Origin of the sequence: Sporomusa sp. KB1 (assembly GCF_007830295.1) — a bacterium.
Lineage (GTDB): Bacteria > Bacillota > Negativicutes > Sporomusales > Sporomusaceae > Sporomusa.
In genome coordinates this window covers 510,542-529,612 of record NZ_VLKC01000001.1, presented here as the reverse complement: position 1 = coordinate 529,612, position 19,071 = coordinate 510,542, and the positions used below count along the sequence as shown (strand labels likewise).

Below are 19,071 nucleotides of genomic sequence, written 5' to 3'. Positions count from 1 at the left end.
GCTATAGCATTGGAGGTGCGTTCAATTGCTGAAAACAGTTTTGAATTGGTGCGGCAAACGAATCGTTCCCCTGATGCTGCTGGCAGTTATATGCTTGATGCCGGCTGTCGGCTATGCGAATTCAGCGCAGCCGCCCGCGCTGGTAATTATCATGCAGAACGCGCCGGACGACGCAACCGTTTCCCTTGTGACCGAGAAGGGTGTAGTGGCGGGGTCGAAAAGCCGGACTGCGTGGGAAACCTATTATGTGTTTTACGACCAGAATATCGGCACCAAAGGCGAATATACGCTGAAGGTTTCCGGCAGCGGCAGTGAATATGAGCAAAAGGTAACCAGCGAGTACCTGCGTGGCTACGACCGGGTTATTACGCTGGATTTTGCCGCGCAAACCATAGCCGCCGGCAAGCTGCTCTCCCGCTCCATCCTGCTGGTAGGTATGCGGGTAGTATTTACACTAGCCATTGAAAGCCTGGCATTCTTCCTGTTCGGCTTCCGTCAAAAAAGAAGCTGGCTGGTTTTCCTGGCGATGAATATCCTGACTCAAGGCATGCTGAACATATCCCTTAACGATGGGTTGCCGCTGGCGAATTATTTGATGCTCAGCCTCATCCTGATGGAATGCGGCGTGTTCCTAGCGGAAACGGCGGGTGCGCTGTTATTTATCAAAGAGCACAGCCGCCTGCGCCGCGTAACATTTGTTTGGGTTGCTAATCTGTTGAGCCTGGTAGTGGGCGGGCTTCTGATAACCGTGCTGCCGGTGTAAGGCAACGGGCGGATACTATCCGCCCGCATCGGGGAGGAACCATTATGAACCGAATCAAAAAAGCATTAGGCTTTGACAGTCCGTACTCGTGGGTTAAGTGGCTGCGTATGTCTTTTGCCGCTGTCGCCCTGCTTATTGCTGCCGCCTTTTTAGAGAACTTCGGTTCTCCGGCGCTGGACATGATTATGGACGGCGGTATCATCCACGGTATCATCGGCGTCATCATTCTACTCGGTATTTTTATCTTACTATTCGGGCCGATACTGGCGATCCTGCTGGGAGCTGCCGCATTGATTGGCACCCTCATCGGCGGGACGCAGAGCGTACAGAAGCAGCGGCAAAGCCTTAAAGAAACCTATGCCACCGGCTCGGTTGAGCTCATCGCGCTGGAAAAGCTGCGGCTGAAATCGCAGGTGTTAGACGCGCTTTTACTGGTTACGGCGGTTGCCCTGGTTATTCTGGGATTTTTCCTCGCGGAGGACTTGTACGATGCCTTGGGTGAGGCGGGCTTCTACGGCTATTGGGTTGTGGCGGCCATTATCCTCATCGGTTTTTGGCTGGCGAAAGTGCCTGTCAATCTGCGTTACAAGAACGCTTTCAAAGAGCAGGTTGTGGCCAAGGGGCTGCAGTCGGTTTTGGACAATGTGGATTTTCAACCGGCGAACAAACTGGACGAAAGCATAATCCAAACGGCGGCGCTGTTTCCCCAATATGACATATATAACGGCAATGATTATCTGGCGGCAGACTATCACGGACATCACTTCATCCAGTCAGACATCCATCTACAGGAAGAGCGGGAGGAGACGTACCGCGATAGTGACGATGAATTGCAGACACGGACAGTATATGTCAGCGTGTTTCGCGGGCGGCTCATGGTTTTTGACTATAACACTATTTCCAATGAACCGGTCAAGGTATATGACCGGCGCGGCGGCAGGCCCAAAAGCAGCGAGGCCATCCAAACTGAGCTGGACGCCTTCAACCGCCAGTTTTCCATCCATGCTCCCAGTCCGACAGTGGCCTTGCGCATCCTGACTCCGCCAGTGCTGGAAGGTATCGTGCTGGCGGCAGGCAGGCTGGGCTGTCCGCTGGATATCTCTTTTAAAAATAAAAAACTCTATTTGGCACTGAGCGGTGGCGATGCGTTTGAAGCCTCCGGCGGCGATACAACGCTCTCCGAGCAGCGCCAGCGCGTAACCAGAGAAATTCAGGTTATACTTGACCTTGTTGAAACATTGTACTTGAAAAAATCGTCGTCACCACAATATCACTTTGATACGGGAGGATGATGAAAAATGGTACAAGGGAAAATTTATATTATTGCCATAGCCGTTATAGTAATGAGTTTGGTATTAGGCAGTACATGCTTTGCTAGATTATCTGATGATGACTTGATGATTGATGGAATTTCGCTGGGCAGTCTAATTCAAGATGTTGTAGATAAATATGGTGAACCGACAACTAAGAAAGATTTTACATGGAATAACGGAAATTTTTGCTTGTATGACTATCATGGTATCTATCAAGTTACCTTTCTGAAATCCAGTGGTTCCATTTGGTTCATCGAATCACAGGCAACGCATCTTGCCACAAGTGCGGGTGTTACAGTAGGAATGACCGAGAAGAGTCTAATGGAAGCATATGGAAAACCAGACTCCAAACGTTACTCCAATGGTTCACAGGTATATGTCTATGAAAATGACTTAGTTATCAAGGAACTGAATTTTGTGCTTGATAATAAGGGGTATAACTAGAAAATAGTCTTGCATCCATCTGCCTGCAAGACGGATGCAGCACTGGAAGGAGAGTTTCGGCAATGGAACGCAAGTCGTATGGCGGACGCTTTTTATACGGCAATGTAGTGCTCCGGCAGATTGACCCAGATGAGGCCGAAGGCTTACTTACGCTGCAGGCTTCCTACGACAACCGGGAATATCAGACCATCCTGTACAAGGGTGTATATGCCGGGCAATTCAGAGCCGCCCATACTGGCAAAAGAATTGTCTTGGCAGAAGAACTGCCGCTGTCCCTGCTGCCGGAGCTTTGCGCGGCGCAGGATATCGCGCGGCTCTTTTTCACCCGGGAACACGTATTGCCGGAGTTTCTTCACCTGCAGCAGCAGATGGGCTATCACCTCTATCAGCATTATCTCGATAGCGGGGAAGAATGCATCGTTGTTGCCAGAGAAATACAAATCAGTACAAATATGAAATAGGTGGATTAACAAACCTAACCCGCCCCTTCCCGAACCGGGCAAGCGACTTTCATCGCACACGGCTCTCCATATTCCAAATGAGTTATCGTTTTACGGCGATAACCGTCCAGTCTTTTCGTGAGTTTTGATTGCTCCATTCAAAGCAACTCCTTTCAAAAAAAATGGAACTTGGAATACTGCCCCCCTTCACCATGTGCCTTCCATTACAGAAGGCCGTTGGGCTACTCTTAGGGCTCTCTGCCATATGTCGAGAACGGCACTTAGGCAGGTCACGTTTGACAACTCCCTATAGTGTATCCATTAGGTATCCGGTTGGTCGTTACCCTGCTTACCGCAGGTGCGTCAGTAGGCCTGCTTATCTCCAATCCTCTTCATATTGAAGATACCCATTGATACCGGTAAGTACACCGGCAGCGTTCCACAGCCACAGACCCGGATTCAGCCCACAGGCTTTACCATATATGGCCTGACTCGCCAGGCTACTTGAAAGCAGATGCTGTCTAATCCTGACTTTACCGACATGCTATTGTCCCCCAGAGGCTTTCGCGTGAGGTTAGTCGGTTGTCTTACATCGCATCGCAGGAGCGATGATTTCTAAGAAATATATATGAAGCGCTAACGTGCGCACTAAAGGAGAAAATGAAAATGAAAATGAAAAAACAGAAAATCCTTATCTGCATGCTGGCTTTGGTTCTCATGCTGGCCAATGCTTTTGTAGGTTTAGCCCAATCGATAGAGGGTACATGGATTTACGAGAATGAACAGGCAGGCAGATCATTTTCAATCAAAATCTGGCTGGAAGGGGATACGCTCTACGGTAGTCACTCGGCTGCAGCCAGACAAGGGGCCAGGATCGATTCATCGGAGGGTGAAATTTCTCTTAAAGGCGTACGGCAAAAAAATGCACGAGAGGGAAGCGAGTATTATCTAGTTAAATGGCAAAGTAGTTATAGTGATGCCAGCGGAGATGCGTGGATAATATTTAGAGACGGAACAGCACGCTGGCAGATTGACGACACTTTCCAAGAAGGTGAACATTACTTCCCACAAGAAGCACTACTCCAGCGTCAAGAGTAGGGGCGGGGCTCTGCTCCGCCCGGAATGCATCAGAAGAAGAACCGTCCCCGCGATGCAAAGATATGAAGTAAGGAAAGGGTGAGATCATGAAAAAGTTAAGTAAAATCCTGCTGGCGCTGGTGATGACAGTCGTTTTTGCCGGTCAGCCGTTAGCGCTGGCCTGTGAGGAACGCAGCAGACTCGGTACAGAGCATACCCCGCTTACCGTCGGCAAAGACGCACCTAATGTGTTCTGGACAATCGAGTCAGATAGGATCAACGTGTATACCGCCGGTCCATCCCGCAAATTGCTGCTCGAAATCCCCTATGACCCCAACTATATACCGCTTGCTGACAGCGACCGGCTGATCGTGGAGGACATGAATTTTGACGGCTATGCTGATTTGAAAATGATGGTCTCCCGCGGCATGGCCAATGTGTACTATACGTGCTGGCTATGGGATCAAGCAAAGCAAAATTTTGTCTTGCACAAGGAATTAAGCGAGCTGTCATCACCAAGATTTGACGCGGACAGCAAAACGATTTTTTCTCATAACCGCAGCAGCGCCACTGACAGCACAGCGGAGACCTATGTATTTGAAAACAGCAGGCTCAGGCTGCTGACCATTATGGAACAGGCTTATGACCCGGCGAAGGATAAGGTCATCGCCAGGCACTATAGCGTAGATGCACAGGGCAACCGGCAGCTTACGCGTGAACAGGCCGTCACGCAAGAAACAAGTGAAGCTCCTGATGCCGTAGCGCCACCATTTCCTAATGCCACACATTATCAGTCAGTGCATGGATTTTCTTTGTGGCTGCCAGAAGGTGTCACCGCCGAAGAGACAGCCTGGGGCGTGAAGCTCAAGGCCAGAAAGTGGATGGCGTTTATTGACAGGTTGGGCGAGGCGAGAAATAATCTGGACGATAGAAAGGTTCGGGCTAAGCTTGAAAAACAGGCACTCAGCGAAGTGCCGCTGGCTGGCAATCGGATTGAGTGGTCTTACGCGACCGACACGGCGACCCTAGGCGGCTATAGCTTCTACCGCCGGCCATTCACCGGAACGGTTGACGGTGTAGAGATTGCCGCCGGTGTCTTCTACTATGCTAATATCAACGGCGGGAATTTCCGGGTGATGAACGCCCAACTGCCCGGCATCCACGACGGTCTGATCATCCTCTATAGAACTCTTGATACACTGCTTGTTGATCTTAATGGCGCGGTAGGTTGACGGCCTCTCCTATCCAACCAGCCACTAACCAACTACTATACAAAACGAGGTGTAATACACAAATGAAAAAACGTTTAATTTTTCTAATGGTTGCCGCTGCTTTCCTGATGGTGGCACTGACTGGCTGCGGCGGCGGGGAGACGGCAGCGATCAAACTGCTGCCCAAGGATGCGAATCTGGAAAAATCCCGCGGAGTCATAGTTGAAACGAAACAAGAACCCTTTAACCTGGGCGGTTGGAAGAAAAATGCCGAGGTCAGTTGGACAGTGGATGTCCCGAAAGCCGGTTTCTATGAGATATTGATTGAGTATTCCCGCCCCGGCGGCGAGCCGCCAGCCCACGGCATACTGAGCTTGCGCCAAAACGACAAAGAACCGGTAAACCTGAAGTTTTCCGCCAAGCCTACCGGCAAAGATAAAGGCGACTGGTCGGTGTACACCATCAACGACAACTGCGGCTCAGCTCTAGCAAAGGGCAAGCTGACAGTAGTGGTTGCTCCCAAGTATAACTCAGACTATGAGGGAACCGAATATTTCATGAATTTGCGCAGCATCACCCTGAAGCTGCAAGAAAAATAAACGAGGAGGATGGATGACAATGACAAATATGCATGAAAATTATAGGCAAAAAAGTTATCATATACTCAATGCTTGGTTTACTTCAAGTAGGAATGTTTTCCTCAGTAGCTGCAGCAGCACCAGGACCATTACATAACGATGGTTCACAGCGAATCGCATATCTTGACCGCGATGACCGCCGTGATGATGACCGCCAACGTCAGCACGATGAACGCAAACGCCAGGAAAACGAGCGGCATGAAAGAGAAATGAAGCGCCGGCCGCATGAAGGTGAAAGGGAATGGCGTGAGCGGCAAGAGCGGGAGAAAGACCGTCATGATCAGAATTTGCGCCAAATTGCAGCTCTTTTGATTGGGATTGCCATTGGTTCCGGCTTATCGGGTAATTGATAAAATGAAAAACGTGTCGCTGTATATTTATAAAAACGTACAGCGACACGCCTAATATAATAGTTACTCTACGGATAAAACTACCCAGGCACCATTATCTGATTTCGTTAAAGTGACGTCATAGGAATTCCCATCATGTAAAACTTGGACAACAGCAGTATTCTGATTTTGGCTTACTAAGGTAAAAGTGTCATTTCGAACATTAAAGCCCAATTCACTAGCACAGGATTTAACCACTTCTACCGGGGATTTTTGGGTATTTTTATCATTTTTGTGGCGATCGTGGCTTGCTTTTGCACGTTTAGTTAGTTGATCTTGACCAATTTTATCATGTTTTGAAGCGGACTGCTGCTTCTGGTCTACTGTTTGTGTTTGATTAGGTTGATTTACCGTGGGATTCGCCGACGCATTTACTGCGAGTGGCGCGACCATCATGTACATGCCCAGTGATGTTCCTACCAATGTCAGAATCGCTTTACGTATAGACTGTTTCAAAGATATCTTCCTTTCTTTATTAAAGAATATGCCGTAAAACTAAATGATTGTTTATGACATGGTTATATAGTACCTTGTAATTTTTAAAAAGAGTTTAAAATCTATTATGAAATAATTAGTACAAATTAAATGATCTTCAAGAATAGCATAGTCTAGAATATCTAATTCTAGATATTCAAAAACACAAAAGCAACTCGGCGGTTGAGGCTGAGTTGCTTTCATTAATCTATTGCATTGAAGGATTGTACCCCGAAATCGGCTGCTGTTGCTGTTGCATTGGTACGCCGTACTGCCATGATTGTTGCATTCCAGATTGATTTTGATAATTGGCGGCAGTACTTCTCATACTTTTGATGGCGTTGGATAATTCACTGGTTTTATACTGAATTGCATCTAACACATAGGAAGCCATATCAAGACGCTCATTGATGGCGTAATTTAAAAATTGGGTGGACTGTGCAACCTGGGTAGCTTTACTTCGAATATTTTGTACTAAGTTAACAGCATTTTGTGGATTACCAGAATTAATAGCGGTGACAATATTATCGCAATTCGACGCAATATCCTGGGACAATGATCTAGCGTTGTTGACCTCTGAAATTAGTGATTGCCCGTGATTTACGGCATGCTGCAGAAATGGATTTGTTTGTTGGAACAATTAAATTCGCCTCCTAAATGTTGATAAGATAGCTATTCTCATTTTGATAGCTTTTTATTCACGTAATTTTGGCCAGTACAAACTCATATACCCCACTAGGTAAAACTATTGTTGCGTTTGCAGAGACTATTTTATCTGCGTTTATGTTTATAAATATTACCCCTTCCTGGAGTTATTGGGATAAATCTCTTAATTTGCAGGAATCTTGCCAAATGCATAGAATAGCTTTGCTATACTACCATATTGGAGGGAGATTATGCGAATTAGTTGCAGATGCGGTCATACAGAAACATTTTCGAAAAATGGAAAACTTTGAGATTCATTTAATCAGGTTTTCAGTAGACAGTAAAACAGGAGTAATATCTATAATCGTAAATCTTGCGGGCAGGAAACGGAAGAAATATTAATAGGTACTAAATGTGCTAGTGCCATTAAACGGTTATCCGGTCGAGGGCTTATTTATTTTGTGCAACCGCAACTTTTTAGGCCGCATCCTCTGGGGTGCGGTTTTTCCATTTATTGTCGCTTTACACAGCCCAACACGATAAATTTGGTAATATTAAGTCATTAATCATGCACTGGCCAGACGGCCGCAAATTCGAAATCGACCGTATAATGGACGTTCGCATGGCACCGTCACTGATCGGCGGTGGGCACGGTATGAGGTGTGTTTGCCGGATCAGTAATAAGCAGGTCAATCTGTTCCATGATGATGGGAAATGGTTTTTGGAGAAATAATTTAGCCTCTGGACATCACACAGGTGTGCCGTCTACCTTCGGGTGGGCGGTTTTTTATTTTTACTTACCGAGTAGCATTGTATTTTAAAGGTAAATCTAATGATTATTAGCGATAGCAATAATACGACTTAAATATAGGAGGTAAGCAAAATGAGTGAAAATAAACTGCTCGCTTGGCTTGATTTCCCTAATGGGTTAATAGAAAGAGCCACGAAAGACGAAAACTTTCGCAAGAAGTTAATGGCTAATCCCAAAGCGGTGATGGAAAGAGAAATGGGTAAGTTGAAAAAAGGGGCTAAATTCCCCGATGCTCTGGAGGTTAAAGTAATTGAGCAACCGAAAAATGTTTTTTATCTTGTACTACCAGCCGCTACGAACCAAATTCTTGATGAAGAAGCTGATATGATTTCGGATGAATGGGATGTTACCGCGAAAGGTGAAGTATTTGTTAGTCATCTTGTTAATTAATGTCCCATATTGAGAAATAAAGAAAGTCTTGGACGTGCGCCAAGCAGCATCCCTAAAAGCTGATAGACCTATAGGAAGAGGCTGGTAATTCCAATAAGTAAAACCCGTTTAAAATTCATTATCCGGAATTACATCTCCTCTCATAATGACATCATGAAAGGATGCTTTTTCTTTGGGGTTCGCTCAGTTGGCATCATTCCTTATTGATTGTTGATTTATTGTAAAATTATGTAATATTATAATTGATACCACAAAATAACATTAATTTCCTGTTTTGACAAAAAATAAAATAGCCGGGGCTAGCTCGGCTATTTTTGTTTTGAGTATTTATATCGGATATACTGTTCAATCCGCTTGACGATGGCCGCTCGAGTAGTGGCCGAAACACTCTCTAAAGAGAGTGTCGCGGGAACCCGCTTCGAGGGATGTATGCATACGTCCCCTTTACATAGATTTTGTTCTTTGAAAAAAAAAGACCGTTGGCAATGTCTACTATTTGCCAACGGCGATGAAGTTTACAAGATATGTTGTGAGAAAAAACAGTAATGATAAATAAAGTAATTTCGTTAAATAAATTTTGAAATAAATAAGAAGTGTTGATTTTGTTGCATTGCAGGTAATTTATAATAAAACGTAGTATCTTAAAAACAAACAGGCGCATCTTTTTAAGATGCGCCTTCAATTTACAAGTCATGTTGAGTCAGTTGCGTTGATAGTCCGAAAACCCCATGAATAGCAAGGGTTTGAGGGTCGGGACTACTTTCAAATGTGTGTTTTTATGTTCTGGATAGACGTTCTAAACGGGGCGAACATATGTTGGAGGTGCACCCTTTACACGAAATGCTGAGGTGTTGCTTAAAAAAATTTTAGGAGGTTTTAATATAAGTGTTAAAGACGCTGTTATTGATACTATGAAAGCTGCCGGAAAACCTTTGAGTGCGGGTGAGCTTAAAAAATTAACCGGTTTGGGCCGAAAGATTTATTTCTGGGGGGCTGGTACCTTAAGTATCCACGCAATTACAGAATGTTGGTTGAAATGAGAGAGGATTGAAGATCACCCAAGGACAAGATTACGATTTCAGATTTCAGAGAAAAACCCGGCTCAAAAAATGAACCGGATTTTTCAGTTTACTTAAAGCGGTAATTTACATATATAGAAGTAAGGAACGAAACCTAAAACGACGAACTTGTCTCGGATTTAAGGCTACCTGTTGCCGCTAAGTTTTGTAAAATCTTACGGGAAATATCAGGGTAAGTATTACTGAATTTCTTAAAATATTGGAAAGATAAAACAAGGATTTCTCCATCAGTGCTCGCAAAAACATTTGATGTATGCTTAGTACGATTAACTAAACCGACTTCGCCAAAAAACTGTCCTGGTAATATATATTTACCATCCGACGTTTCCAGTCTTCCGGCAAGTAAAATATTTAGTTCATTACCGGAATCTCTGCAGGTTATTATCGGCTCTCCGGTGTGGCATTTAAGAATTGCTCCGCAACTGTGGACGAATTTTTTGGCCGCCGATTCAGGAATTCCGTGGAGCACCGGAATTGCCTTATGAGGAGAATGTTGTAGACATTTGCGCAGGTAAGCCCAATAAGCATCTTCCGTGACCGCACGGTTGCTGATTACTTTTGCAGCTTCGGGAAATTCCCGGTAGAACCATTTGCGGGTTTGATCATTCGGTACGGTTCTGTTATAAGCCACATTAAGCATGGGGGAGTTTACAGTCTGCAAGTGTGCGATATCGTCTATTAATAAGACAAGTGGTACTTGCAGGCCGTAATCCGGGTCGGCCCAATTGCGTGTGTAACGTCGGTAGCCGTAGCGTTCATGAAAGGGGAGCAAATAAGAATTGCAATTACCGAAGCTAAAATGAACGTGGTTATCACAATAAAGTTTGTAACTTATTTCTTCCAACAAATGGTGTATTCCAGAGCGACGGTAGTTTGAAGATATAATGCCTTTTGAATTATATGCATAGAGTTGACTGCCATTATAACTATTAAAGTTCTGAAACCTGTCCAATAAAAAATTACGCACTATATATGGAGGGAAGTCTTGAAGATATCCAATATTCACTCTCAAAGTACCGACCAAATTTGTTTCTGTCTTAGCATATAACAGTATTCCTCCTTCATCTAATTCATCACATAGCATTTCTTTACGATGGTCAATGGATGCGAGCCGATGGCCAATTTCTTTTGCGTAAACATGGTAACGAAAGCGGAAAATTTCCTTTTTTTCTTGCGGTGTTGTCGCAATTCCGATGGTGAGGGATTTGTCAGATAAGTTAACTACGTTTGTCATAATTTTTTTCGCTCCTTTTTTTGATTTTTTTGTAGCGGACGATCGCGCAGAGGGTATTATGTTTTTATCGCCAATCACCTCCTTTGATTGAAAATTAAGGAAATAGGCTGCATTACCTATCATTGTGTCATGAAAAATGATCTTTTTTGACAAGAAACCCTTTATTCAAATAGATCATTTGAATAAAGGGTTTCTATTTTGCATAAGTTTGGTAAGTTATTACTCATTTCGAGTAATTATTACAATGGGAAGTAGTAAAATAATATTGTTAATTGTTTGAACCGATCAATAATGTTTGAAATAAGGTGAAATTTCGTGAATCACGCGAGCTTGGCAATATTATGCGCGGTAGCCGGAATGTTTTGTATGATTCTTGCTTACAGTTATCTTTACGTTCTATACCGTGAACGTTATATGGGGATTTGGATCATAACCTGGGTCGCCTTTTCCGTGCGGCTGCTCCTTTTTGACTCCGGGATGCTTGATTGGAAACAATCGCTGACCGGATTTATTATCTTTCAAATAACGTATAACAGCACAATCCTATTGTTTCTGTGGGGACAATATCTTTTTGTCGGCAGGCCGTTTAACCGTTGGTGGGTGTACGGCGCTACCGCCGTAACCGTAATCAGCATTACCGCCGCTTTCCTGGATTTGCCCTTTTTATTTAAACACGCTTTTCCCGCCATGTTTGCCGGCATAATCCTGATCACTATTGGTCGTTCTTTTATCTATGATTTAAAAATAAAGGGCATCGGCAACCGCATTACCGGCTATGCCTTTATCCTCTGGGGCCTGCTTACCGCTAGCACCCTTTATACCCTCGGGTTAGGATTGCCCTGGATAACTTCCGCGAATTACGCCATTGGCGGAATATTACGGCTAGTTATTGCTTCTGGTACGTTAATTGTGTATTTTGAAAAAACCCGCGCCGATTTGCTTGAGCGGGAAGCTTACTTTCGGCTGTTAACGGAAGGTGCAGTAGACATCATCTATCGTTACCGGCTTTTTCCTGAACCTAAATTGGAGTATATCAGTCCGTCCATACTTCCCATCACCGGCTATAGTGCCGGTGAATATTATGACGATGCCGGCTTGCTGCGTAGTTTGATTCATCCTGATGATCTGCCTGTGTATGAGGCTTTCATTAACGCCACGGGAGAATATAGTTCTTTGCCTCTTTCGCTGCGTTTAATTAGCAAAGATAACCATATAATATGGATTGAGAATAAGTGTGTTTCCCACTATGACGAAAAAGGAAATTTGCTTTACCTTGACGGCATTATCCGGGATGTCACTGCCCGTAAAGAACTGGAGCGCCTTGCCACCCGTGTTGACAAGCTGAACATGGCGGGAGTGATGGCTGCCAGTGTCGCCCATGAAATACGCAACCCTTTAACAACGGTTAGCGGCTATTTGCAAATAATGGCCCGTGAGGCTGAGTTACATAAGTATGAAAATCGTTTGGTTTTAATGTTGGAAGAACTGAACCGTGCTAATACCATTATCAGCGAATACCTCTTATTAGCCAAAGATAAACGGATTGAACTGAAAAACCACTGTTTGAATACATTAATAAAAAAAATATCCCCTTTAATTGAGGCTGACGCCGCCGCCGTTAATGTCGCTGTAAGTCTTAAATTACAAGAATTACCCACGCTTGCTCTGGATGAAAATGAAATCCGCCAGTTAATACTGAATTTAGTACGTAACGGTTTGGAGGCCATGCCAAGGGGGGGCATACTTGTTATCGGAACAAGTTTTGAAAAAAAGAAAGTTGTCTTGTGGGTGCAAGATCAGGGTATCGGTATGCCGGAGGATATCCTACAAAACCTAGGAACACCATTTTTAACGACGAAGGATACTGGAACGGGATTGGGCCTACCAATTTGCTACCGCATTGCCACCCGACACCATGCCACCATTGATGTAAAAACTGGAAATCAAGGCACGACTTTCTTGATTCACTTTAGTCTATCGCATTTTGTCGCCTGACGCTCTCTCCCCCGCTGAGCGTTTTTTTCCCCGCTCTAAGTTTCCGCAGACCAAAATAAACAAAAAAGCGGAGACTACGGGAAATTTTATTCCCGCAATAGGAGGCACACAGAAAAAATAACACAGCCCCCATACCACTAGCTTGGTACAATATGTATGGGCAGTGGTAGCATCAAATGGTGGGGTACCCTATGAAATAAAATCAGCTTAATTAAATATGACGATGTGATTTGCCGTTATTCGAAGATGATTTACATCCTATAACTCTCTATTACGGAAACGAAGAAAGCCAGCAATGTCGCAATTACACGGCGTGCTGGCTATTTTTTATGACATTTATGCGGTTTATGGAAGGACGCATATATCCATTTTACAAAGTCAATAGTATGTTTTAAATGGAGATATATGTCATGAGTTTTAACATCCCCATCTACTTGGTTATCGAAAGCGGTGTGAAGGGGAGTTGCATAGCTTATAACATTTGTCGGCATAGTAATAGGGTACTGATTTCTCAAAGCAAAAGTATCTAAAGTATTTTTATTACTAAAAGGAGTCTACACATGGAGAGTAATAATCAACAAGCTAATAAAACGTCGTTTCCACCTCAGCACCAAGATCAACAACCAGGCAGTGAGTTAGCCATGAATCCCCGCCCAATTTCTGTAAGGCAAGGCTATAAGCCTAGTGGTAAATTAAATCAAAAGGTAGCGATAATTAGCGGCGGTGACAGTGGAATTGGGCGAGCAGTTTCACTCCTATTCGCGCTAGAGGGCGCTGATATCGGCATAATCTATCTCAACGAACATGAGGATGCCAATTTAACTAAAAGCGATATTGAAAAAATAGGGCGACGCTGCCTTCTCATAGCTGGTGATGTTGGTGATGAAACTTTTTGTCAGGAAGCAGTCACTAAAGTAGTTACCGAATTTGGCCACTTAGACATCCTAGTTAACAACGCCGCAGAACAGCATGTGCAAACAACTTTGGAGAATATTTCGACACAGCAGCTTGAACGGACGTTTCGTACAAATATATTTTCTTACTTCTATCTTAGCAAAGCCTCCTTACCTCACCTAAAGAGTGGAACTGCAATAATTAATACGGCGTCTATTACTGCCTACGAGGGTCATGAGCTATTGATGGACTATGCCACAACCAAAGGTGCAATCGTTAGTTTTACTCGTTCCCTCTCGCAGTCACTAGTTGGAAAGGGGATCCGTGTAAATGGTGTGGCACCCGGACCAATATGGACACCCCTCATTCCTGCCTCGTTTAACGAGCAACATGTAGCCCAATTTGGACAAGACACCCCCATGAAACGCGCTGGACAACCGGCTGAAGTTGCACCATCGTATCTCTTTTTAGCCTCACAAGATTCGTCTTATATGACGGGACAGGTACTACACGTAAACGGCGGGACCATCGTAAACGGTTAGTAGAATCTATTGAATATTAGTTAGGAAGTCGAACAATATAGGTCATTCTAATTCCTGTTGTTCGATTTATTGTGATGTACAGAATTTAGAAAGTTTAGAAAATAAGCGTCAAAGAAACAGTTATTGAAACTATGAAAACTGCCGGAAAGCCTTTAAGCACAGGTGAGGTTGAAAAATTGTCCGAGTTGAACCGAAAAGATATTGATAAAGCATTTAAAGAATTGAACGAGGAAAATGCCATCACTTCGCCTGTAGTTGTAGATGGGAACCGATGAAGTGATAACCAGGGTTTTCAGAAATTTCGATATTAGTAGATGTGATATAATGTACTACATAAGTTGATTCTCTCTTGGAATACTTCCAATGTCTAAGCTTTTCTATTAGAAAATGTCGTACTTTATTTTTGCCCAGACTTGGTCTGGTTTTTTTGTGTTAGGAATATCGGAAATGAAGATTTTTGTGAAGAGCCGCGTGCGGGAAGGGCATTGAAATTTAACAAATCATAGCAGGACACATATAGTTAGATAGAGAAGTTGTATTAATTGCATTTATTTCCATAATTTAATGGGAATTAGCGTGCCAATCGGTGCCAATCGGGACGGTTCCGCCTGACAACGAAATTTCATTGGGACAGCGGGACAGGCTCATTGTCCCAATGAGTTCACCAGTGAAAAGATGCTATTTATTGATATGAAAATAATAAAAGGAAGTGCATCAGGCATGTGTGTAATTAGCGGACAATCAGCTCCCAATTTTTCGTTACCGGATGAAGGTGGACATCTTCATAATCTAGCTGACTATCAAGGGAATTTTGTTATTTTATACTTTTATCCTAAAGACAACACGGCAGGGTGTAGCAAAGAAGCTCAACAATTTGCCGAAGTTTATGCAGCAATCACTGCTTGCGGCGGAAAAATCATTGGGATTAGCCGAGATAGTCAATCATCCCATGAAAAATTCAAAACAAAATACTCTCTGCCATTTACGCTTCTTAGTGATGTTGATAGTACTGTATGTAACCTATACGAAGTGATTAAAGAGAAGAATATGTATGGTGGAAAAACTATGGGTATTGAACGATCTACTTTTATAATTGATCAGGAGGGCACTATCCGTGATATTTACCGAAAAGTCAAAATAGATGGGCATGCAGCACAGATTGTCGAGTCACTAAAAAAGATATCATCATCACAATAATATAGCGATATACACGACAAATAGTCTGATTTCAAAGGGGTGCAGGCTTTGAGAAAATTTCATAACCCTTACTATAACTAGTAACAGCTAGATACTGCTAGTTACTAGTTATAGTAAGGGGAAATTAATGGTAAACGTTGTTCCCGTTGCTCCTGTATCAACATTAATCTTCGCCCCATGCCTATCCGCTATCCGGAAGCATACCGGCAGACCCAGTCCGGTTCCATTGTCTTTCGTCGTCACAAATGGATCGCCCAGCTTCGCTAAAACTGCTTCCGTGATGCCTGGTCCTGTATCCTGAATTGATAGTATAATTTCGTCGTTACCTCGATATGTGCGAATAATTACGGCACCACTTTGCTCCATAGCCTCTAGACCATTTCGCACCAAGTTCAGAATAAGCTGGCGTATTTCTTTTTCGTCAAAATAGCTATCTGGGATGTTACCCGTATCCGCTATAAATTCGTGCCCCATGCATAACGCGTCGGCTTGCACAAGTGGAAAGAGGGTATGAATCACATTGTTTAGATTGCCACATTTCATCTCGACGACCTTATTTTTAGCAAGAGATAAAAATTCTGTAATTATGGCGTTTGCTCTATCAAGTTCTTCAATCATGATACCAAACTGCTCATGAGACTTAGCGGATTCTGCCTTTTGCTGGAACATTTGCAAGTAACCACGTACTGTTGTCATAGGGTTCCTGACTTCGTGACCGATACTAGCGGCCATTTCGCCGATAAGGTTTAAGCGGTCGAGCCGTGCCATTTCTTTTTCAAGCTGTTTTTTCTCAGTTATGTCCACATCCATGCAGACAAACTCTTTTTTATCGTTAGATAACCTTATCGGAAACAAGGTCGAATAAACATATTTCTCGTTTCCGCTTTTATGTTTTATTTTCCATTCTATAGGCCCGTATAGCATATTGGTGACGTCGATTTCTTTTATAATATTGAGCAAGCGTTCCGCCTCTCTGTCATCAAATATTGTTGTATTCAGAGATTTCCCGATTACATCTACCTCCTTAAATCCGTACATATGCTCCGCGGCACTGTTCAAAAATGTGATATTGCCATATTCATTATAACTTTGGATAGCAACGTTCGGCGTGCTGTTAAATATCTTATATATTTGTTCATCACTTCGTTGCGACTCTTGCGTTTGTTGTTCAATCTGGCGAAGGTGGGACATACCTAATTCAGCAAGCATTTTTGCAATCTTAATATGATAATGCATAATGCTGTCAATTTTTTCAGGGGTATATATAGGGACTTTGGCAAGCGCCGCCAGATAAGCCTCTTTATCAAAACCGTAGCGCTCAGCCTGGTGTTCAAAATAGCTGATATCAGGTTTTTCCCAAAAAAACTGCCCCAAGAATACTGAAGCTACATATACCCCATCAATTATTATGGGAGCCGCTTTGTCAATTAAACCATTTGCGCACTTATAACATGGATACAGTTTAGTATCCTCAAGATGCTGTTTAATGTAAGTATCACTTTGTATACATAGTTTTTCCGTATGCAAATTCTGTCTGTGAAAACGCAGACAAATCTCTTGCCACCCAATAGCCACTAATACATTTCCTTCAGCATCGGTAATTGATGATGTGATTCCTGTCGTACGATACAAGTCTTCCATCAGACTGTTAAGTTTTTGTATATTAACCAAATCAGAAAATTTATATTTCATAAAATATCATCCTCTCAACTAGCCTGCTAATATTTTTTCTGCGCAAATTGACTAATTCCTTCCAATATTACAATATAATGTTGATTTTGAAGCAAGGGAACGTTCGAAACCACTGAAAAAGTCGAAATCAGCAGGTTTATCCCACCATAAGTGCGAAATAATTTATATTGATATAATGGGAGGATGACTTGATGCTACGGAATCGATATTTATGTCCCCCGTGAGTTTGAGGTCACCCCGTCCATTGGTTATTACAGTGCAAAGTTTCTTTAGTATAAAAACTCTGCAGGTGGAAGGCTGGAAGATAGTTTAAGAATAAAAAATCCTGTTAAAACCAAGACACTTACTGGAGGGATTATTGTGAAATATGCAATATTGGGCGCAGGCGCCATGGGGAGTATCATTGGCGCAGTATTGAAAAAAGGCGGACAGGACGTTATCCTGGTCGACCCGTATCAGGAACATATGGAGAAAATTAAGCACGAGGGCTTGCACCTTCAAATGATTGACCAAAACGAAACCGTACAGTTGGCAACTTGCGCAAATCCAGCAGAGGCCGGTCCGGCTGATGTCGTGATTATTCTTGTTAAGGGCTTCCATACCGTGGCTGCGGTGAATGGAGCGAAAGGGTTGTTTCGGGAAGATACTATTGTATGCTCGCTGCAAAACGGGCTTGGCAATGAAGATATCTTAAAAGAAATGTTTCCACACAAACCAATTATGCAGGGCGTCATGTGGATGACCGGAACCTTAACAGCACCGGGAAGTGTAAAAGCCAATGTTGGTGCCGGCACAGCGATTGTTCTCGGCAGTGTGGATAAGACGCGGGGGTCTGAGGAAGCGGCAAAAAACATGGTTGCTCATTTTCATGCCGGCGGGATCGCAGCAGAGTTTACGGAGAATGTTCAGAAGCATATTTGGGCAAAAGCTGTGATCAATGCGTGCGTAAACGGACCCTGCGCCATCCTGCGGATAAACGTAAAGAGTTTATTTAACCATCCGCTGGGAATGAAACTGGTGGAGGAAATTACCCAAGAGGTAGTTACTGTGGCGGCACAGAAGGGAATTCAGCTGGACTATGCCGCACTTATGGCTGACATGGTGGCCTCGGTGGCACGGGCCGGAGAGCATCTGCCGTCGATGGCCCAGGATATTCGCTACAAGCGCAAAACCGAGATTGATTTCCTCAATGGAGCAATTGCTGCCTATGGGGCGCAGTTAGGTGTGCCAACCCCGGCCAACGAATATGTGGCTCGGTTTGTCAAAATTATTGAAGAAAGTTATGAGTTTCAATACTAACACGCGACACAAGGTTAAATCAGCTACATTAAGAAAAGTGTTTCTGATCGCTTAGATTTTACCTAAGCGATTTTTTTGTCACGAAACATAAAGGATTTCAAGGGAGGATACAAGGTGACGGGGATTTTGTATCCTTGCTATTGAGGATTGACCGCTCATGAGTGCTAGAAGGAGACAGGACTACTGCTATTCAAGGTAATAGCATATACTCGAAGCGGTTAATGATTCTTTAAATAACCGTCAGAAAGATACAAGGTGATGGTTCTGCTGTTTCCAAGGATTTGGCAATAGATACAAGGGGGATGCTTTGTTTCCTTACTATTGAGGTTTGACAGGATTTACGATGGTTTCTGTTAATATTCTCGTTCATTCGAAAAAGTGAAAGGAAATAAGCTATTTATTGGCGAAAAGAGATAGTGGACTTTTTTGGTAATACTAGTGATCTTTTCAGTGGTTGCCGAAAATGATGTCAGCAAGCTTACCTTTTTGATAGTCATATAGTTCTTGTTCAGCCATCTGGCGCAATAGAGGACTAAAATTAGAG

The 19,071-nt window shown here is 43.5% G+C and carries 21 protein-coding genes; 16 read left to right on the top strand and 5 right to left on the bottom strand.

Annotated features, from left to right (window positions below; genetic code table 11):
• The first annotated feature begins 25 nt into the window (after positions 1-25).
• The 4 genes from SALPA_RS02385 to SALPA_RS02370 all read left to right on the top strand — a co-directional run bounded on the left by SALPA_RS02385 (position 26) and on the right by SALPA_RS02370 (position 2,981).
• Entirely contained in the window at positions 26-763 is a 738-nt protein-coding gene (locus SALPA_RS02385; RefSeq protein ID WP_222427836.1) for a hypothetical protein, read from the top strand.
• A 44-nt stretch (positions 764-807) separates the two neighbouring features.
• Positions 808-2,055 (top strand): DUF3137 domain-containing protein, encoded by a 1,248-nt coding sequence (locus SALPA_RS02380; RefSeq protein WP_145089315.1) that lies wholly within the window; start codon positions 808-810, stop codon positions 2,053-2,055.
• Positions 2,056-2,061: 6 nt separating this feature from the next.
• Complete coding sequence (locus SALPA_RS02375) at positions 2,062-2,520, top strand: DUF4309 domain-containing protein (RefSeq protein ID WP_145089312.1); 459 nt, start codon at positions 2,062-2,064, stop codon at positions 2,518-2,520.
• Positions 2,521-2,582: 62 nt separating this feature from the next.
• Positions 2,583-2,981, top strand: coding sequence for a hypothetical protein (locus SALPA_RS02370; protein ID WP_145089309.1), 399 nt, complete (start codon positions 2,583-2,585; stop codon positions 2,979-2,981).
• A gap of 14 nt (positions 2,982-2,995) precedes the next feature.
• Here SALPA_RS02370 and SALPA_RS30710 read toward each other — a convergent pair whose 3' ends face one another.
• Positions 2,996-3,118: a hypothetical protein gene (locus tag SALPA_RS30710; protein WP_255450728.1), complete on the bottom strand. Its 123-nt coding sequence runs from the start codon at positions 3,116-3,118 to the stop codon at positions 2,996-2,998.
• 508 nt (positions 3,119-3,626) lie between these two features.
• On the opposite strand from SALPA_RS30710, the gene SALPA_RS02365 reads away from it, so the two are divergent.
• From SALPA_RS02365 to SALPA_RS02350, 4 genes are all read left to right on the top strand, one after another.
• Entirely contained in the window at positions 3,627-4,058 is a 432-nt protein-coding gene (locus SALPA_RS02365) for a hypothetical protein (protein ID WP_145089306.1), read from the top strand.
• A 122-nt stretch (positions 4,059-4,180) separates the two neighbouring features.
• Positions 4,181-5,269 carry a hypothetical protein gene (locus SALPA_RS02360; RefSeq protein ID WP_145089303.1) on the top strand — a complete coding sequence of 363 codons (1,089 nt, stop codon included), beginning with the start codon at positions 4,181-4,183 and terminating at the stop codon, positions 5,267-5,269.
• Positions 5,270-5,331: 62 nt separating this feature from the next.
• Entirely contained in the window at positions 5,332-5,847 is a 516-nt protein-coding gene (locus tag SALPA_RS02355) for a hypothetical protein (RefSeq protein WP_145089300.1), read from the top strand.
• A gap of 32 nt (positions 5,848-5,879) precedes the next feature.
• Positions 5,880-6,236 (top strand): hypothetical protein, encoded by a 357-nt coding sequence (locus tag SALPA_RS02350; RefSeq protein ID WP_145089297.1) that lies wholly within the window; start codon positions 5,880-5,882, stop codon positions 6,234-6,236.
• Positions 6,237-6,299: 63 nt separating this feature from the next.
• On the opposite strand, the gene SALPA_RS02345 is transcribed toward SALPA_RS02350, so the two are convergent.
• Positions 6,300-6,731: a hypothetical protein gene (locus SALPA_RS02345; RefSeq protein ID WP_145089294.1), complete on the bottom strand. Its 432-nt coding sequence runs from the start codon at positions 6,729-6,731 to the stop codon at positions 6,300-6,302.
• A gap of 226 nt (positions 6,732-6,957) precedes the next feature.
• Positions 6,958-7,389 carry a hypothetical protein gene (locus SALPA_RS02340; RefSeq protein WP_145089291.1) on the bottom strand — a complete coding sequence of 144 codons (432 nt, stop codon included), beginning with the start codon at positions 7,387-7,389 and terminating at the stop codon, positions 6,958-6,960.
• Positions 7,390-7,908: 519 nt separating this feature from the next.
• On the opposite strand from SALPA_RS02340, the gene SALPA_RS29475 reads away from it, so the two are divergent.
• From SALPA_RS29475 to SALPA_RS02325, 3 genes are all read left to right on the top strand, one after another.
• The gene (locus SALPA_RS29475; protein ID WP_145089288.1) at positions 7,909-8,127 is read left to right on the top strand and encodes a hypothetical protein; all 219 of its coding nucleotides are present in this window, start codon (positions 7,909-7,911) and stop codon (positions 8,125-8,127) included.
• A gap of 150 nt (positions 8,128-8,277) precedes the next feature.
• Positions 8,278-8,595: an NHLP leader peptide family RiPP precursor gene (locus SALPA_RS02330; protein WP_145089285.1), complete on the top strand. Its 318-nt coding sequence runs from the start codon at positions 8,278-8,280 to the stop codon at positions 8,593-8,595.
• 851 nt (positions 8,596-9,446) lie between these two features.
• Positions 9,447-9,635 (top strand): hypothetical protein, encoded by a 189-nt coding sequence (locus tag SALPA_RS02325; RefSeq protein ID WP_222427834.1) that lies wholly within the window; start codon positions 9,447-9,449, stop codon positions 9,633-9,635.
• A 133-nt stretch (positions 9,636-9,768) separates the two neighbouring features.
• On the opposite strand, the gene SALPA_RS02320 is transcribed toward SALPA_RS02325, so the two are convergent.
• Positions 9,769-11,031: a Crp/Fnr family transcriptional regulator gene (locus tag SALPA_RS02320; protein WP_222427833.1), complete on the bottom strand. Its 1,263-nt coding sequence runs from the start codon at positions 11,029-11,031 to the stop codon at positions 9,769-9,771.
• Positions 11,032-11,265: 234 nt separating this feature from the next.
• Here SALPA_RS02320 and SALPA_RS02315 point away from each other — a divergent pair, with 234 nt between their 5' ends.
• The 4 genes from SALPA_RS02315 (at position 11,266) to SALPA_RS02300 (ending at position 15,536) form a co-directional block, all read left to right on the top strand.
• The gene (locus tag SALPA_RS02315; protein ID WP_255450727.1) at positions 11,266-12,903 is read left to right on the top strand and encodes a PAS domain-containing sensor histidine kinase; all 1,638 of its coding nucleotides are present in this window, start codon (positions 11,266-11,268) and stop codon (positions 12,901-12,903) included.
• A 560-nt stretch (positions 12,904-13,463) separates the two neighbouring features.
• Positions 13,464-14,339: an SDR family oxidoreductase gene (locus SALPA_RS02310; protein ID WP_145089271.1), complete on the top strand. Its 876-nt coding sequence runs from the start codon at positions 13,464-13,466 to the stop codon at positions 14,337-14,339.
• Positions 14,340-14,470: 131 nt separating this feature from the next.
• Positions 14,471-14,614, top strand: a complete 144-nt coding sequence (locus SALPA_RS02305) for a hypothetical protein (RefSeq protein ID WP_255450726.1) — start codon at positions 14,471-14,473, stop codon at positions 14,612-14,614.
• Between the two features lie 415 nt (positions 14,615-15,029).
• Entirely contained in the window at positions 15,030-15,536 is a 507-nt protein-coding gene (locus tag SALPA_RS02300; protein ID WP_222427832.1) for a peroxiredoxin, read from the top strand.
• A gap of 108 nt (positions 15,537-15,644) precedes the next feature.
• Here the strand turns inward: SALPA_RS02300 and SALPA_RS02295 are convergent, their stop codons facing one another.
• Complete coding sequence (locus SALPA_RS02295) at positions 15,645-17,228, bottom strand: PocR ligand-binding domain-containing protein (RefSeq protein WP_145089268.1); 1,584 nt, start codon at positions 17,226-17,228, stop codon at positions 15,645-15,647.
• Positions 17,229-17,588: 360 nt separating this feature from the next.
• Between SALPA_RS02295 and SALPA_RS02290 the strand changes: the two genes are divergently transcribed.
• Complete coding sequence (locus SALPA_RS02290; RefSeq protein ID WP_145089265.1) at positions 17,589-18,527, top strand: ketopantoate reductase family protein; 939 nt, start codon at positions 17,589-17,591, stop codon at positions 18,525-18,527.
• Positions 18,528-19,071: the final 544 nt, after the last annotated feature.

Bases quoted from the DNA above. Each gene is read 5' to 3' on its own strand.
- SALPA_RS02380 (WP_145089315.1), top strand. From the start codon at position 808: ATGAACCGAATCAAAAAAGCATTAGGCTTTGACAGTCCGTACTCGTGG.
- SALPA_RS02375 (WP_145089312.1), top strand. From the start codon at position 2,062: ATGGTACAAGGGAAAATTTATATTATTGCCATAGCCGTTATAGTAATG.
- SALPA_RS02370 (WP_145089309.1), top strand. From the start codon at position 2,583: ATGGAACGCAAGTCGTATGGCGGACGCTTTTTATACGGCAATGTAGTG.
- SALPA_RS30710 (WP_255450728.1), bottom strand. From the start codon at position 3,118: ATGGAGCAATCAAAACTCACGAAAAGACTGGACGGTTATCGCCGTAAA.
- SALPA_RS02365 (WP_145089306.1), top strand. From the start codon at position 3,627: ATGAAAATGAAAAAACAGAAAATCCTTATCTGCATGCTGGCTTTGGTT.
- SALPA_RS02360 (WP_145089303.1), top strand. From the start codon at position 4,181: ATGACAGTCGTTTTTGCCGGTCAGCCGTTAGCGCTGGCCTGTGAGGAA.
- SALPA_RS02355 (WP_145089300.1), top strand. From the start codon at position 5,332: ATGAAAAAACGTTTAATTTTTCTAATGGTTGCCGCTGCTTTCCTGATG.
- SALPA_RS02350 (WP_145089297.1), top strand. From the start codon at position 5,880: ATGAAAATTATAGGCAAAAAAGTTATCATATACTCAATGCTTGGTTTA.
- SALPA_RS02330 (WP_145089285.1), top strand. From the start codon at position 8,278: ATGAGTGAAAATAAACTGCTCGCTTGGCTTGATTTCCCTAATGGGTTA.
- SALPA_RS02320 (WP_222427833.1), bottom strand. From the start codon at position 11,031: ATGATAGGTAATGCAGCCTATTTCCTTAATTTTCAATCAAAGGAGGTG.
- SALPA_RS02315 (WP_255450727.1), top strand. From the start codon at position 11,266: ATGTTTTGTATGATTCTTGCTTACAGTTATCTTTACGTTCTATACCGT.
- SALPA_RS02310 (WP_145089271.1), top strand. From the start codon at position 13,464: ATGGAGAGTAATAATCAACAAGCTAATAAAACGTCGTTTCCACCTCAG.
- SALPA_RS02305 (WP_255450726.1), top strand. From the start codon at position 14,471: ATGAAAACTGCCGGAAAGCCTTTAAGCACAGGTGAGGTTGAAAAATTG.
- SALPA_RS02300 (WP_222427832.1), top strand. From the start codon at position 15,030: ATGAAAATAATAAAAGGAAGTGCATCAGGCATGTGTGTAATTAGCGGA.
- SALPA_RS02295 (WP_145089268.1), bottom strand. From the start codon at position 17,228: ATGAAATATAAATTTTCTGATTTGGTTAATATACAAAAACTTAACAGT.